14 protein-coding genes are annotated in these 15,950 nt (G+C 45.6%); 6 read left to right on the top strand and 8 right to left on the bottom strand.

Going from position 1 to position 15,950, the window contains the following annotated elements:
* Positions 1–3: 3 nt before the first annotated feature.
* Complete coding sequence (cutA, locus tag A8140_RS18575; RefSeq protein WP_005531303.1) at positions 4–336, top strand: divalent-cation tolerance protein CutA; 333 nt, start codon at positions 4–6, stop codon at positions 334–336.
* Here the strand turns inward: cutA and A8140_RS18570 are convergent.
* Positions 298–894, bottom strand: coding sequence for a DUF2238 domain-containing protein (locus A8140_RS18570; protein WP_005531305.1), 597 nt, complete (start codon positions 892–894; stop codon positions 298–300). The two genes, cutA and A8140_RS18570, sit on opposite strands and share 39 nt — an antisense overlap.
* A 222-nt stretch (positions 895–1,116) precedes the next feature.
* Between A8140_RS18570 and A8140_RS18565 the strand changes: the two genes are divergently transcribed.
* Both A8140_RS18565 and A8140_RS18560 read left to right on the top strand, forming a co-directional pair.
* Positions 1,117–1,956 (top strand): isopenicillin N synthase family dioxygenase, encoded by an 840-nt coding sequence (locus tag A8140_RS18565; protein ID WP_005531307.1) that lies wholly within the window; start codon positions 1,117–1,119, stop codon positions 1,954–1,956.
* A 113-nt stretch (positions 1,957–2,069) separates the two neighbouring features.
* Positions 2,070–2,690 (top strand): DNA-J related domain-containing protein, encoded by a 621-nt coding sequence (locus A8140_RS18560; protein WP_005531308.1) that lies wholly within the window; start codon positions 2,070–2,072, stop codon positions 2,688–2,690.
* Between the two features lie 115 nt (positions 2,691–2,805).
* On the opposite strand, the gene A8140_RS18555 is transcribed toward A8140_RS18560, so the two are convergent.
* The 4 genes from A8140_RS18555 to A8140_RS18540 all read right to left on the bottom strand — a co-directional run bounded on the left by A8140_RS18555 (position 2,806) and on the right by A8140_RS18540 (position 8,536).
* Positions 2,806–4,461 carry an ABC-ATPase domain-containing protein gene (locus A8140_RS18555; RefSeq protein WP_005531310.1) on the bottom strand — a complete coding sequence of 552 codons (1,656 nt, stop codon included), beginning with the start codon at positions 4,459–4,461 and terminating at the stop codon, positions 2,806–2,808.
* A 72-nt stretch (positions 4,462–4,533) separates the two neighbouring features.
* The gene (locus tag A8140_RS18550) at positions 4,534–6,444 is read right to left on the bottom strand and encodes a bifunctional diguanylate cyclase/phosphodiesterase (RefSeq protein ID WP_005531312.1); all 1,911 of its coding nucleotides are present in this window, start codon (positions 6,442–6,444) and stop codon (positions 4,534–4,536) included.
* Between the two features lie 206 nt (positions 6,445–6,650).
* Complete coding sequence (gene fabV / locus A8140_RS18545; RefSeq protein ID WP_005531314.1) at positions 6,651–7,850, bottom strand: enoyl-ACP reductase FabV; 1,200 nt, start codon at positions 7,848–7,850, stop codon at positions 6,651–6,653.
* A gap of 83 nt (positions 7,851–7,933) precedes the next feature.
* Positions 7,934–8,536 (bottom strand): arylesterase, encoded by a 603-nt coding sequence (locus A8140_RS18540; protein WP_005531316.1) that lies wholly within the window; start codon positions 8,534–8,536, stop codon positions 7,934–7,936.
* Between A8140_RS18540 and A8140_RS18535 the strand changes: the two genes are divergently transcribed.
* The 3 genes from A8140_RS18535 (at position 8,535) to A8140_RS18525 (ending at position 13,470) form a co-directional block, all read left to right on the top strand.
* Positions 8,535–9,236, top strand: coding sequence for an ABC transporter ATP-binding protein (locus tag A8140_RS18535; RefSeq protein ID WP_005531318.1), 702 nt, complete (start codon positions 8,535–8,537; stop codon positions 9,234–9,236). The two genes, A8140_RS18540 and A8140_RS18535, sit on opposite strands and share 2 nt — an antisense overlap.
* Positions 9,227–11,683, top strand: a complete 2,457-nt coding sequence (locus tag A8140_RS18530; RefSeq protein WP_038863211.1) for an ABC transporter permease — start codon at positions 9,227–9,229, stop codon at positions 11,681–11,683. The genes A8140_RS18535 and A8140_RS18530 overlap by 10 nt, the downstream gene beginning before the upstream one ends.
* Before the next feature lie 353 nt (positions 11,684–12,036).
* Positions 12,037–13,470 carry an FAD-dependent oxidoreductase gene (locus A8140_RS18525; protein WP_005531320.1) on the top strand — a complete coding sequence of 478 codons (1,434 nt, stop codon included), beginning with the start codon at positions 12,037–12,039 and terminating at the stop codon, positions 13,468–13,470.
* Positions 13,471–13,523: 53 nt separating this feature from the next.
* Here the strand turns inward: A8140_RS18525 and A8140_RS18520 are convergent, their stop codons facing one another.
* The 3 genes from A8140_RS18520 to A8140_RS18510 are packed head-to-tail and all read right to left on the bottom strand — an operon-like array spanning position 13,524 to position 15,894.
* A complete protein-coding gene (locus tag A8140_RS18520) occupies positions 13,524–14,459 on the bottom strand; it encodes a 5-oxoprolinase subunit C family protein (RefSeq protein WP_005531322.1) in 936 nt (311 codons plus the stop codon).
* Complete coding sequence (locus tag A8140_RS18515) at positions 14,456–15,139, bottom strand: 5-oxoprolinase subunit B family protein (RefSeq protein ID WP_005531324.1); 684 nt, start codon at positions 15,137–15,139, stop codon at positions 14,456–14,458. The genes A8140_RS18520 and A8140_RS18515 overlap by 4 nt, the downstream gene beginning before the upstream one ends.
* Positions 15,139–15,894, bottom strand: coding sequence for a 5-oxoprolinase subunit PxpA (locus A8140_RS18510; protein WP_005427206.1), 756 nt, complete (start codon positions 15,892–15,894; stop codon positions 15,139–15,141). The genes A8140_RS18515 and A8140_RS18510 overlap by 1 nt, the downstream gene beginning before the upstream one ends.
* Positions 15,895–15,950: the final 56 nt, after the last annotated feature.

Below are 15,950 nucleotides of genomic sequence, written 5' to 3'. Positions count from 1 at the left end.
GTTATGAGCGAACAACACGAATACTGTATGGTATTGAGTACCGCCGGTACAGAAAAGAACCGCGACGAAATCATCAAAGGTTTGTTGGAAGGAGAGCTAGCGGCTTGCATTCAAACCATGGCTATGGAAAGCCACTATGTTTGGAAAGGTGAAGTGTGCAGTGATAGTGAGTGGCTATTGATCATTAAAACGCGCAAAGATCTCTATGCTTTGGTTGAAGACAAAATAAAAGACCTGCACGAGTATGAAGTTGCTCAAATCGTGCAAGTCCCAATTGTAGAGGGGTTTAAACCTTATCTAGAGTGGCTTCGCCAGTCGACGCTGAGTTGTCAGTAAAACCAAAGATAATATCGCACCCATCGTGTCACATAACATGTCTTTCTGGGCGTCCCAGATATCTCCTTGGGAGCCTAGGAAGGCAATACCCTCATCACCGCCAGCGATTGCGGCATACCACCATTCAATGATTTCATAGCCTGCTGCCAATGACATGATGGCAAAGAGCGCGAACCAACAAGCCAATTTAGCGCTGACTTTTTTCTTGTTAATTAGGTATTCAGCAATAGGGTACGCATAGAGACCGATAGAAAAGTGAGCAACGCGGTCAAAGTTATTGCGCTCCGAACCTATCAAGTTATTGAACCAATCAAAAGGCACCTCGGCAAAGGTATATTTGGCGCCAATCGTATGAAGACACAGCCAGACAAACATCAGCACATACGCGGTGTTACTGAATTGGTAGCGAATGGACAGTGCCCAAATGGCCACAAGAATACCGATGGCAGGAACGATCTCTGCAAACCACACCGCGCGGGAATTTGGTTCTAACGCAGAAAACAAAAAAACGATCGCGTAGAAAATCGTTAAAACTAATAAAGTAGAAGTACTTTTCATAGAGAAATTGATCCTTCAATTGAAAACTGTGTTAATGATTACACTTAATTGTACGGTGTGCAATTGTTTCTTTTACAGGAGTAATGCTTACTTTTTATGTTGATATATTGCGAAACTGCTCAACAATAAAACGTTTGCGCACAAACATTTCATTAAAATTTGATTTACAACATGGCCATCCATAGAATTCAACGCTCAGTCTAATATAAAAGAAGTAATGTCATGAAACTGGAAACTGTCGATTATCTTGCTGACGACGCTGCTCAACAGTTCGTCACCTCACTGCGCGAAACAGGCTTTGGTGTCCTTAAAAACCACCCGATCCCTCAAGAGCTGGTGGAGTCTATTTACAAAAACTGGTACGAGTTTTTCTGCTCTGAGCAAAAGAACGACTTCCATTTCAATGTTGAAACACAAGACGGTTATTTTCCACCATCAGTTTCTGAAGTCGCGAAAGGCCAATCAGTAAAAGATATTAAAGAGTACTTTCATGTATACCCTTGGGGACAAATGCCTGAGCAGTTAAAAGCGGAAATTATGGAATACTATGACCGTGCTAATGCGTTTGCTCAAGAACTGCTTGGCTGGGTAGAAGAATACGCACCAAAAGAGGTACAAGAGAAATTCTCTATCGCGTTGTCTGAAATGATCAACAACAGCGATAAAACACTTCTACGCGTTCTACATTACCCACCGATGACTGGCGAAGAAGAGCCGGGCGCAATTCGTGCAGCTGCCCATGAAGACATCAACCTTCTAACAGTACTGCCAGCAGCGAACGAGCCGGGTCTTCAGGTAAAGAGCAAAGAAGGTGATTGGCTAGATGTGCCATGTGACTTCGGTAACCTAATCATCAACATTGGTGACATGCTGCAAGAAGCATCGGGTGGTTACTTCCCATCGACGACTCATCGCGTTATCAACCCAACAGGCGGTCGCCAAGAAAAATCTCGTATTTCTTTGCCACTGTTCCTACACCCAAAACCGGATACTGTGCTTTCTGAGCGTTACACCGCACACAGTTACTTGATGGAGCGTCTGAGAGAGCTGGGCGTTATTTAAGTTAACGAGCTCCTCCTTCAAAAGGCTGACGGTTTATGACTGTCAGCCTTTTTGTGTTTATGGTACAAATTGACTAGCTTTAATAACAGGTACTTAAAACGGTTAGGGGATACATGGACGAACAATTTGATGTTTGCCACAACGGACAGCAATATATGGAAAATCCATTGTTGTGGCCGATTCTAGACATTCTCCGAAAACAACCTACCAACTGGAAGGTGCACACACTCGCGCAGGAACTTGGTGAGCATGGTTACGTTCCTCAATTAGATTCATCTCCAGATAAAGACCTGTTTAAACGTAACTTCTTACTGATGAACGCCCTTTATCAGCTACAAGAAACGTTATACCCAGACGGCTGGTTGCAAGTTGAAGCAATGAATATTGTCCTCATGTCGGCCATTGAAGCCTCTCGTCACAGTATCGATACCAATGATCCTCTAAGAGAGTATTACCTTGATTGGAAGAACTACGAAGCGGATGAAGGTGAGGTACGTAGGCTGCTTAATGAATTCTGGAGCCGATACCAACGTTATATAGGTGGAAGCTCGCCTTCTGATTTAGACCGCGCCAAGGCGCTGAGTTTATTTGAGTTAAGTGCAGATGCGACTAAAGCAGAAATCCGAAAGCAGTGGCGCAAACTTGCGCTACGTTGGCATCCAGACAGAGACAATGGGGATTCAGAGCGCTTTCGGGTTTTGTGCGATGCATGGAATGTTTTACGTAACGGATGATAGGTTCTGCGTTACGACGTAACAAATTGAGTTTATTGGCGATACTCCCCAATCTAATTCAAACAAAAAAGGCAGCGTTCTATCGCTGCCTTTTTGCTATTCGTGTTGCTCAGTATTAACGAGAAGGTTTGAACTGAGACTTACGCATGCGGTTCAGTGCCGCCATGACATCTAATGTACGTGGTTTCGCGAGATCACCTTGTTTCGGCAGTGTTGCGTACCATTCGCCAGATAGCATGTCTTCAATTTCTTTCGCTGGGTGGTTACACCAACCAGGAAGTTGCGCGATCTGGAACCAAAGCCAACCGATGGTGTTGACTTCATCTGCGGACTCCAACTGCTCAAGTGCGCTCAGGTCTGTAAACTCTTTACCGAAGCGAAGAGAGTCTTTGCCTTTTGCATTCACGCGGAACTTACCGTCTGTCAGAATGTTCATCAGTGCTACACGGTTCAACGCGCGAGGACTGAACGTTTGTAGGCTCTCTTCTGATTCGTTATGACGCTGAGTAGGGTGCTGATCGATAACCTCTTTGGCTTTTTCGGTTACATCAACCGCTTGGTAGTCGTGCATTTGTATAACCGTATCCGCAACGTCTAGGTAGTCACCAGAGCCACCCATAACGATGATGGTAGAGATTTCTAACTCGTCACGCAGTTGGCCGATACGGTCGACCAATGGAGTGATGGGTTCGTCACCTTTTGCTACTAACGCCTGCATACGTTCGTCGCGAATCATAAAGTTAGTTGCTGACGTATCTTCATCGATAAGAAGTGAACTTGCGCCTGCTTCGATAGACTCTTGTAGCCAAGCCGCTTGAGAAGTTGATCCCGACGCATCTTGCGTAGAGAAATCCGCCGTGTCTTTACCCATTGGCAAGTGGTTGATGTAGTTCGATAGGTTCAAGTGATGAACACAACGACCATCTTCCGCACGGATCTTCATCGCATTCGCATCTGTTACGATGTATTCACGACCATCGCCAGGAATGTGATCATAGATAGAACGTTCTATTGCATTCAGTAGCGTTGATTTACCGTGGAAACCACCACCAACAATCAAGGTGATGCCTTTTGGAATACCTAAACCGGTTACATAGCCTTTATTTGGTGCGTGAAGAGTAACCTGAAGTGATTCTGGCGCTTTAAATTCTACCGCATCTTTCATCGGAAGATCGCAGTTACCGGCAATACGTGGAAGCACGCTGCCATTCGCAACGAAAGCGACAAGATTATTTGCTTCTAATTGTTCACGCAGTGACGCTTGATCTTCCACCACTTTACAGTGCTCAATCAATGCATCTTTGTTCAGCTCACGCTCCAGCGTTGCGCGACGAATAAACTTCGGCAAGTAGAACGTCAAAATGTTGTTCGCTTTCTTACCAAGAACAGAGCGACCTTCAGCTGGCAAATTCACGCGGAAGCGAAGCTCAATGCCTTCTTCAGTGAAAAGCACCGCAGTGTTATCTAGAACGGTTTGACCGCTTAGAGAGATAGAAACGGCGTTCTCTTGTTTTGCAAACTCATCAAAACTGCGAGCAATAAAGTCACGAGCCGCGCGTTGGAATGCAGGGGATTCGTCTTTAAGCCATTCAAGACCGGTCAAAGACCACGCGCGAGTAGCACGTAGACGAGAAGCAGAGGCGTACGGGTCACCTTGTACGTAATCAATGTACAAGTCGAAATCACCAAAGTCGTACTGACCTTTGATTTGTTGGTATGCGCGATAGTTCTGCTTTTCGATTTTCTTAAGCGTGGCAGTCAACTGATCCATGAAGATAATGGCCTTTTTATTGGAAGCGGGCGGCGATTATAGAAACCACCGCCAGCAGAGTAAAGGAAATGCTTAGGAAGAATAGGTGTATTGTCCACCTAATAGGTTTTGATTAAACAAACTTTGTTCAAATTCATTGCAAGGCATTGGCTTACCGTACAAAAAGCCTTGCCCAATATCGCAGCCTTCACCAATCAAAAATTGCTCTTGTTGAGTGGATTCAATCCCTTCAATGACCACTTGAAGTTCCAGTTTTTTGGCGATGTGGATGATAGAGCGGATGATGGCTTTGTCGTCGTCAGACTTTTCCATTTGCTGAACAAAGCTTTTATCAATTTTAATCGCATCAAACGGGTATTTTTTCAGATAACTGAAAGAGGCATAACCCGTCCCGAAGTCATCGAGTGACAATGTCACACCAAGTTCGTGTAGTTTATTCAATGTATTACGTGCAACAACCTCATCAGCAATGAGCGCGCTCTCGGTAACTTCCAGTTCGAGGAAGTGCGCGGGTAGGTGAAAGGTATCTAATAGGTGTTCAATTTGCTCTGCGAAGTTAACGTTTTGCAATTGGATAGGTGAGACATTCACGGCAATCTTAAAGTTATCCACCAGCTCAGACCATTGCTTAGCTTTATCTATTGCAGTGCGAAGGACAAACGAACCGACCTCAAAGATTAAGCCATTTTGCTCGGCCATGTGAATTAGGGCCTCATTAGAGACATCGCCCAGCACCGGATGGCGCCAACGAAGTAATGCCTCAGCACCAATCCATTTATGGTTATGTGGAAGAACCTTCGGTTGGTAGTACAGCATTAAGTCATCGTTACGAACCGCTTGCAGCAAGTAGCTCTCGAGTTTGTTATGGTCACTAATATCTTGAGACTGGCTTTCACAGAGGTAGCGATAAGATTCGCCCGACTCTTTACACAGTAACATTGCATAACACGCATTTTGCAGTAGTTGCTTCCCATAACTGTTTTTGTGGGCTTGAACTACACCCACATAAGAATTGAGGTGGACTTCGTTGTCCTCAATACAAAAGCTCCCCAAGCTGACATGAGTAATATCGTCGAGGAGGTGCTGTACCTTCGTTTCTATGTTTTCACCAGTAACGATGATAACGACGTCGTTAGAGCTCGGTCTTCCTGTGACAAAATAGCTGGATTCGGTGTGGCCAAGGCGAAAGCGAAACTCTTTCAACACCTCGTCAAAGGCTTCAAAGCCGTATTTCGTTTGTATGCTTCGAGCGTTGCTAAAGCCGACGTTAATCACCACTAAAGAGTGTTGTTCAGTATCAATGCCATCTAAGGTTTGGTCCAACACTTGTTCGAGTGCTGCTCGATTCAAAAAGCCTGTCCCTTGATCGTGAGTCTGCTGATAGTTGACTTGCTTCTCGGCGGCTTTACGGCGGTCTATCTCTCTTGTCAACGAGTAACTAAGCTGAGCAAGGTCAGTAGTGCGGGTTTCAACCCGACTTTTGAGTTCGTTATTCAAGCGGACAAGCTTATGTTGTTGAAAAACGACGGCAAGCTGCGCTTCTATAGACTCTTTAAAAGAGGCGAGAAGCTCTCGGTAGGTGTCGTTATATTGGTTTTCTTTAACATCCAACATGCAGATGGTGCCGAAGGTTTCTCCGTTCGGCCAATACAGCGGCAGCCCGCAATAAGAGAGCATTCCTAGCTCGATGTCTGGGTTATCTTTCCAATTCTCGTCAACCAGTGCATTTGGGACCAACAGCCCGCATTTGTTTTGGATAACGTGTTCACAGTAAAGACCATGTCCTAGTTTTTCTTTGTCGCCAACTTGGTAAGGGTTATTTTCGGTTTCGCTAGTGGTGTTTACTTCTATGTAGTCGGGATGTATGCGCATGATCAGTGTAGTGGGTACATCGGCAACGCGTGCTAAGAGGTTGACGATATTTTGCCAACTTCTCCGCATCGATTCGGGTATCTCGTAATCTAGTGTTTGTAATGTACCCATAAAAGCAGTCCTTTGCCGTCGGCCCACACCCTGTGAACAAGTATCATTTTTCTATTTGTAGCCAGATGTACACATCATTTAAATCCTCGACTAGATCAAGTATAGGGGGACGATTACTTCAGATAAAAAAAAGTCCTGAAAACCTTTCAGGACTCTTAAATACTTGGCACTGTCTTATAAGTGAGACGCCAGGGTTGGAAGGCAGTTTACGGTTTCAATGCTTTAAGCGTTTTCATTGAGATGTCCTGAGTGTAATCGACACCTTCAAAGTTAAAACCATTTAGCTTCATAAATTCGTCTTTAAAGCCTTCATAATCGCCGATTTCGGCAAAGTTCTCCGCGTTCATTTGTTCTAACAAAGCCAACACTTCTTTTTGGACTTCAGGATCCAATTCAAGATCATCGATACGAATCAAACGTTCGCCATCGACAGGCACTTTTGGTTGGTCATACAGCTTGGTCGTAAACAGGCGTTGCATTTGCTCAATACAACGTTCGTGCGTGCCTTTTTCTTTCATCACACGATATAGCGCCAGAAGGTAAGGGCTGAGAGCTGGGATGAAAACACTCGCTTTAGTTACCAAGGCCTTACATACAGTGGCGTACGCTCCGCCACCAAAGTTTGCCATTTTGATATTTAATGCATGACTGGTTTGGTGTAAATCTACTTTTGCGCGACCTAACGTGCCATCTAAGTAAATAGGGTGTATTACGTCCGGCCCCATGTAGGAGAAGGCGATGGTTTTACAACCTTTGGCTATCGACTCTGAGTTGATCAGTGTGTCGATCCAACTTTCCCAGTCTTCACCGCCCATCACTTTATTCGTTGCTTCCGCTTCTTCTTCTGTCGCTGGAGCGAGCGTTGATTCAACCCATTGGTCGTTTTCAAGCAGGATAGAAGCACCCGTCACCGATTCACCAATAGGTTTGATGACGCTGCGCCAGAACTCGTCGGATTCTGGTTTTGGACGAACACCAGTCGCCAGGCTGTAAATCACTAGATCTACTTCACCTTCGAAGTAGGTTTCAATCGCTTCAATCACTTGGTTACGAACAGTATCAGAAAAGGCGTCGCCTACGATGTTAACCGCAGTACGGCCATGATGAGTGGCTTCATCTTTAAAATAGATGTTGTTGTACCAACCTGCGCTGCCAACGCCCTTGTCTGATGGGCCGCGTTCAAAAGAGACGCCAATCGTGTCTGCTTCTGCACCGCCGAATGTAAGGGCGATGCGAGCGGCTAAGCCGAAACCTGAAGAAGCACCAATAATCAAAACGCGCTTGGGGCCATTTTTGATCTGTGGTGCCTGTTTTACGTATTCAATTTGCTCTTTGATGGAAGCGCGGCACCCATACGGGTGTGCCGAGCGAGCTACAACACCCTGAATTAACGGTTCTATTTGCATTGTTATTATCTAACCTTGGTGAATAAGATACCGGTTAGGGTAACGTAAAGTTAGGTAAAACTTATTGAGCTAGACCAGTAAAATTAGAGATGTTTAACCAATTCTTGAGCGACAAAGTCAGCAATGTAGGGTTGAGCTTCCGGTTTTGGGTGCAAGCCATCTTCCATCATCCACTCTGGTTTAATGATGACATGCTCTAAGAAAAACGGCATTAGCGCGACTTGCTGATGTTCTGCCAGTTTAGGGTAGATATCGTAGAACATATCGCTGTAACGCTTACCATAGTTCGGTGGGACGCGGATTTGCATCATGACGACATCCGCACCAGAATCTTTGATCATGGTAATCATTTTCGATAGGTTTGACGTAATAAGTTTAGGTGGGAAACCACGCAGGCCATCGTTAGCGCCAAGCTCAATCAGAACCAAATCGGGCGTGTGATGCTCAAGGAGAGAAGGTAACCGTGCAAGGCCATTGCCTGTGGTGTCACCAGAAATGCTACCGTTTACAACTTTTACATCTTGGCCATGTTCTAATAACGCGTCTGGGAGTAAGCTAGGCCAACTCTCCTCTATAGGCATTTGATAACCAGCGCTCAGGCTGTCGCCCAAAACAAGTAGCTTTTCGCTCGCATGTACTGTAGCGGAAAGGCAGAAAAAAAGAACTAAGGAAAGTATACGAATCATGCAAACACCTGTACTTAACGCACCTATTGTTCAAGCGAATTTGGTTTCTAAACAAGTCTCTACTAATCAAGAACAATTAACAATCCTTAAAAATGTAAATGTTGACATTAGAAAGGGTGAAAGAATTGCCATTGTCGGTACATCTGGCGCGGGAAAATCTACGCTAATGACACTCCTTGCCGGGTTGGACACACCAACGTCGGGAGAGATTACGTTGCTCGGTCATGAGCTTTCCAAAATGGACGACGAAGCACGTGCAAAAATTCGCGCTGACTCGCTGGGCTTTGTGTTTCAGAGCTTCCTTCTTATCCCGAGCCTAACTGCTCTGCGCAACGTAACGCTGCCTTGTCTTCTACGTGGTGAGGCTGAAGATGATTCAAGGGCAAAGGATTTGCTGACTACGGTAGGCCTAGAAAAGCGCTTAGATCATTTACCAAGTCAGTTATCAGGGGGGGAACAACAAAGGGTTGCCCTTGCTCGTGCGTTCATGACTCAGCCAGAGCTGTTGTTTGCAGACGAGCCAACAGGGAATTTGGACCACCAAACCGCCGAGAAAGTCATTGAGCTGCTTTTTGACTTGAACGAACAACACGGTACGACCTTAATCTTAGTTACGCATGACAGCCTTTTAGCCAGCCGTTGTGATCGAGTGTATCGAATGGAAGCCGGAGAATTGAAAGAGGAGGTGACATGTCCGTGATCTCTTCTAGTGAACAAGACTCGGCGCCAAGCCACCAAAAGGCGAAGCATTCCCCGAACAAAAGCCTAGTGCGTTGGAGCTTAGGTGAAATACGTCAAGGGAACCTGTGGCCGATCAGCATCGCATTGATTTTGGTTATTGCCAGCATCTTTGCGCTCTCTGCTTTGGCCGAGCGCATGGAACAGGTCATTGTAAAACAGGGCAAAGATGCATTAACCGCCGATGCTGTATTTGTTTCCGCTAACCCCATTCCTGATGCACTTATTGCCGCGACAGATAAACTAGAACGCTCAACCATGACGCGCTTTGCGACGATGGCATTTAGCGAGACAGGGATGCAGCTTATTTCCGTTCGAGCCGTTGATGAGCAATACCCATTGATGGGCGATCTGGTTCTCGACAGCAATTCGTCAGGTCATGTGAAGGCAAACCAACTTTGGCTAGATGAGCGCATTATGGCGCAGTTGGATGTGAATAAAGGTGACATTGTCACTATTGGCGATGCTGATTTCACGGTCTCTGGTGCTGTGTTGATGGAACCAGGACTGAGCTTCAACCCTTTCCAACAAATGCCCTCGGCGTATATTCACCAAAGTGACGTTGAGAAAACGGGCGCCATTCAGGTTGGCAGCCGTGTTCAATATCGACTGTTCCTCAAAGGTAATAATACAACGCTGACTCAACTTCAAGACAATACTGAACTCTCTCCGAGTGATCGCTGGCGCACGCAAGAAACGGCAAGTCGCAGTAATGAAGTGTTCGAGCGCACAACTCAATATCTTTCGTTAACAGTTGCGATCGTCATCATCATGGCGGCAACGACGTTGGTTTTGACTTGCCAAAGTTACGTAAACAGCCGAACTCAAACCATCGCGATGCTGAAGAGCTTGGGAGCAAGTCGTCGTTGGATTGAAAAATGGTTACTGATTCAAGTCACTATCTTGCTGGTGAGTGCGAGCATCGTTGGTCTTTTATTAGGTAGCGGCTTGGAATATTTGTTGCGAGTTCCACTCAAAGATCTTCTCCCAAACCCACTTCCTAGTTACGGCGTCACTCCGGTTTTAATCTCTGTTGTTTCAGCTGTGCTTATTACGGTACCAGCGCTTGGTATTCCTCTGCTTGGTCTAATAAAAACACCAGCATTAGAGGTGCTACAGCAAGGTTCTGGTAAGCGTTCTTGGAAGCGCATGTGGCTAGTTCTGGTCCCTGTAGTGCCATTGCTGATCCTGTACGCGAATAACACGTTAGTGTGGATTGTGCTTGCAGGCATTGTAGCCTTGTTTGTTGTGCTTGCCGTCGTGAGTGTCATGCTTACCAAGTTGTTCGCTCATATATCGACAAAGCCCGCGATGAAGCTCGCCTTAAGTCGAATTAACCGAACCCCAGTGACGAGTGGCTTGCAGTTTGGCGCCTTATCTCTGTCATTAATGCTGCTCTCTATTATTTGGCTTGTACGCAGCGATATCCTTGCTGATTGGGCGAGGACTCTACCAGCGGATGCCCCCAACGTTTTCGCATTGAATATTGCAGACTATGAGCTCGATAGCTACCTTGAGACATTGGATAAAAATGGCGTGACAAGGTCACAGGCTTTCCCAATTATTCGTGGTCGACTTGCCGAAATTAACGGTGTGAGTGTCAAAGAGATAAAATCTCAAGGTCAAGGTTCTGATGCAGTAAGCCGAGAGTTAAACCTAACATGGGGGGATGCGTTGCCAGAATACAATGACATCCTGTCAGGCACTTGGACGAACAAAGCAAGCGTGTCTGTCGAAGCACAAGTCGCGGACGAGCTTGGTATTGATCTGGGTGACAAACTGCGTTTTGTGATTAACAGTCAGAACTTCGATGCTACCGTCGACAGCATTCGTCATGTCGAGTGGCGAGATATGAAGCCAAACTTTTACTTCATCTTTTCTTCAGATGTTATGGCAAGCTTGCCGGGTTCTTATTTGATCAGCTATCGAATCGACGATGGTAATGAAGCTCTGCTGACTTCAATGTCTCGGGCTCACCCTACGGTATCAGTGCTCGATATTCGAACCATGGGCGACAAAATCCAACAACTTATCCAACAGGTAGTATCAGCGATTACCATTCTGGCGCTTCTTGGTGTCGTTGCGGGTTTGCTGTTGATATTTACACTATTACGTTTGAGCTTATCTCAGCGTCAGGAAGAGATTCGACTCTATCGAACCCTCGGTTCCAGTAAGAAACGTATCAACACGACGTTGTGGGCTGAATATGGGATTATGGCGCTTGTCGCGAGTGGTGTTGCCGTCTTTGCCGCAGAAGCGTGTGTGGCAGCAGTAATGAAGTATGGTTTCCAACTTAGTCCACAGATTCACCCTGAATTGTGGATAGCTTTACCAGTAGCTACGTTCTCTGTGTTGGCACTCGTAGTAATGAGTCTTATAAAAAGATTGTTAACACCAGTAAACACTTAGTCTGCCTTTTTTCGCAGCAAGTGGAAGCACTCCACGACACTTTTATTTTAGTTATCCACAAAAACGGTGGATAACTTTTGGGATAACTGAAGTGTTAGTAAAGTGGGGTGTTTCCGCAGGCTTTATGCCATGGGTGTTAGCGTTAAAATATTATTCACACAGGTAGAAAAAACGGCTTTCCCAACAACCTCGTCAAGCACTTTTTTAGGAAATTTTTTGCTCTCAAAAGTAACTTTTTTCGTTCACCGTTAACAAATGCAAACCCATGAACTTTTTGTGATTTTAATCATGCTCAAACCCGAGTAGAATCACATTAAGTAAAGCTTTCTCCTTATAAAATTTTCAGTGAAGCAATGAAGTCTGAGTTTCCAAATAGTAAAGATAAACACATCGCTATTATCGGTGGTGGGGTTGCGGGTTCAACTGCAGCCATTCACTTTGCCGAGTTAGGTTTCAAAGTGTCCGTAATCGAAAAAGGCGTCTCTTTAGTCAATGGTCCTCCAATTTGTCATTTACATGCTGGTGGTAACCTTTATCGAGAGATTTCCGAGCAACAGTGCTTGGATCTTCTGGCTCAGTCTATCGATACGATTCGTTTGTATCCGCATTCACTGAATGTCCGTCCTACCTTAATCGCGGTTCCACATTCTGATGGAGGTGATCCGGAAGCGTTGTTACCGCGCTTAGAGGTCATCAAATCGGCGTATCAGAAGCTCGTTCAACAAGCGCCTGATAACAAAGTGCTTGGTGAGCCCGATGAGTACTACAAGCTGTACTCGAAAGCAGAACTTCTTGCGCTGGCGCAGCAAACACAACCGCAAAGCCCAAAGAGCATTGATGAATGGTGCATTCCGTTTGCTCAACACGCAGATCTGGAAGCCCTTAAATATCCGGTCGTCGCAGTTCAGGAGTACGGATGGAGCGTGTTTAGATTAGCTGCGGTAGCGAATATGACGCTAGATCAACTGCCTAATGTAGAGGTATTGACTCAAGCGGAACTTACGCAAGCCCATTGGGATTGTTCACATTGGGCGCTCACATATCTTAAAGACGATAAGTATCAGCTTTTAAGCTGTGACTACCTAATCAATGCTTGCGGTTTTGAAACTGGTGCAGTGGATGACGCTATTGGCGTGAAACGCGATCGATTGGTTGAGTTTAAGGCGGCTTACGTTACGCGTTGGAATGAATGTACGCAGCAATGGCCAGAAGTGATCTTCCATGGCCCTCGTGGTACCGATAAAGGCATGGCTCAATTAACGCCTTATGGTGACGGTTACTTCCAATTGCACGGTATGACAAAAGGCATCACACTATTTGATGACGGCTTGGTGGAGAGCTCTAACACTTCTGCACAGCCAGAGCTGCCTCCACGATTGTTGTCTAAGATCCGAAATGGTTGGCGACAAGAAATTCTAGATGAACGTACGGGCAATGCGATTAAGCATATGGCTCAGTTTATTCCGGATTACAAAAATGCAGTTAAGGGTGGCAAAGCACTGTTTGGTGCGCAACAAATCCCGGGAACCGATCCTGTATTGCGTGCCGCTGACGTGACATTCGAAGAGAATAACTACGCTCGAATCGAAGTTGTTAAGGCTTCTTCTACCTTACTTGCCGCACAAAAGATGGCAAAACATTGGTTTGGGGTTGAGCCTGAATCCAATGTTGAAACGCAACACCCGGTCACTGTGCATTGGAGTGAAAAAGAAGTAGAACAGTTTGCGATTAAACTGACGCAAGAACGCGGCTACCCTCAAGCACTAGCAGAGCGTTACGGCATGTAACGCTCACATTTTTTTTCGATTTGGTGTGTTTCAATCTGGGCTCGGCTATCTTACTAATAACCAAAGAATTGAGCCCATTGGCACCACACATCTTGCAGACCTTGTCTGTCTCCGCGAACAAAACGCACTTCTTGTCCCGGTTTGGCTTGCGCTAATCGTGGTAAGTCAATTCTCGCCACACAGCCAAATTTAGGGTAACCACCGATGGTCTGATGATCGTTCAATAATATGATGGGATTCCCGTCGTTAGGAACCTGAATAGAGCCAAGCGCAATACCTTCTGAAAGCACCCCATCATAAGGTGGCTGTATCGCTTCGCCCTCAAGGCGATAGCCCATGCGGTTTGAATTGGGGGAGATGGTAAAGCCAGTTGAATAAAAGTCATCAATCGATTGTTGAGCAAAATCTTCGTACTGATAGCCTTCGATAACCCTAAGCGTTAAGGGTAAGTTGTAATCAGGTTTGAATCGGAACGTCATCTGCCTCGATTTTGATGAGGGAAGTGCGTGCGGTTCAAATCCAATCATATCTCCGGCTTTCAGCGGTTCGCCGTTTTGCTTCAAGCCACCCAACGACTCTCGTACGGCGGTGGATGTACTTCCTAAATGTGCTTGTACATCAAAGCCACCTTTAACTGCTAAGTAAGCACGAAGGCCATTCTTCGCGATACCAAACTTAAGTGTTTGGCCTCTACGCAGACAAAAGTCAGACCAATTGGCAATGAGCCCCCCATTAACCGTTGCGTTAAGGTCACCACCACAAATCGCCATATGACAATCGGTTAGGGCTTTAAAGCTCGCATTGCCCAATGTAATTTCGATCACAGAGCAGTTAACGGGATTGCCTAGAAGATGGTTAGACCAGCTGTAAGCGTAATCATCGACTGGACCACTTTGAGTGATACCGATGTGTGCTAACCCGAAGCGACCGAAATCTTGAATCAAAGAGAGCGGGCCTGGCTTTTCTACCAATAAACCTACGAAGCTCATAAAACGCCTCTTAAATTCACAAATTCCTGCTTGGATATCGAACCAAACGTGACCTTGTCACCCACCTCGAATGGAATGAAGGGAGGGGTATCAGTAAATAGAGAGGTTGGCGTGCGGCCTATGATATTCCACCCACCAGGGCTGTCTGCTGGATAGACTGCGGTTTTACTGTCAGCAATGGCAACACTGCCCGCAGGAACATGGGTTCGAGGTGTTTGATGCCTTGGCATTTGCAGCTCTTGAGTAACATCAGAGAGAAAAGCAAATCCAGGGGCAAACCCAATCGCCGAAACGGTATAAACCGGCTTAGTATGCAGATCAATGAGTTGATTCATTGATAATCCGTTTTGTTCGAAGCGCGCAAAATCCAGAGCGGTTTCTTGCGAATAATAAACGGGTATAGAAATATAGTTCGGTTGCTTGTTGGCCATTGACTGGACATCAAACCGGCTGACGATCTGATTGAGCTCTTGCAGAATCGTGGATTCTTGAATTCTAAAGGGCAAGTAATCGATCAATATGGTTCGATAAGAAGGAACCACGTTCATAACAATAAGTTTTAGCTTATCGACAATCTGATGCGCTAATTCACCAATATGTTCGACAGTAATGGTGTCGTCGAATCGAATTAAGATGCTGCATTCAGAAATGGGAGAGATAGAAAACTGCCCTTGATTCATTAATTTCCTCCGGTGTAGAGACTTTGACGAATCTTTTGAACGAGAGCGATGGATTCGTCGTTATCCCCATGGACACAAATTGTGTCAGCTTCGAGAAGAATGTACTGACCAGAAGCTGTTTTTACCCGACCAGATTCTGCCAGCATTCTTACTTGTTCTAAAATAGCATGTTCACTGTTTAGCACGGCATTAGGCTGAGTTCTTGGCGTAAGCATTCCATCGTCTTGATAGAGACGATCGGCAAAGGCTTCAAACAGCAATGGCACATCAAAATCGTCAGCAATTTCGAGATACTTTTCGTTTTCTTGGGAAGCTAAAATCATCAACGGCACTTTAAACAGCGCCACAGCTTTGACGACGGCAAGAAAAACGCCATCACTTTGCATCATATCGTTGTACAGCGCACCATGGGGTTTGATATAGCCAATGTCTGTGTATTGCGCTTTGCACAAAGCTTGCAGAGCTCCGACTTGGTAAATCACCATATTAGTGATTTCGTCGTTGGTCATTTTTATGCTGCGACGACCAAAACCTTGTAGGTCCGGGTAGCCTGGGTGAGCACCGATTTCTACATCGTGTTGGTTGGCGAGGGTAATCGTATCGTGCATGACATTTGGGTCAGAAGCATGAAAACCACAAGCGATGTTTGCCATATCGACAAAAGGCATCACGCGCTCATCTGCGCCCATTTTCCATGCGCCAAAGCTTTCACCCATGTCGCAATTTAGTGTTAGTTGCTGATTATTCAATGTCATACGTTTATAAAGTCCAAAGCATGCTTAAAAATGCAGGAAAATGCGTTTAAGTTCAG

The organism is Vibrio campbellii CAIM 519 = NBRC 15631 = ATCC 25920 (assembly GCF_002163755.1).
Lineage (GTDB): Bacteria > Pseudomonadota > Gammaproteobacteria > Enterobacterales > Vibrionaceae > Vibrio > Vibrio campbellii.
Note: the sequence above shows the minus strand (reverse complement) of the source record. Positions and strands in the feature narration are given on the sequence as shown.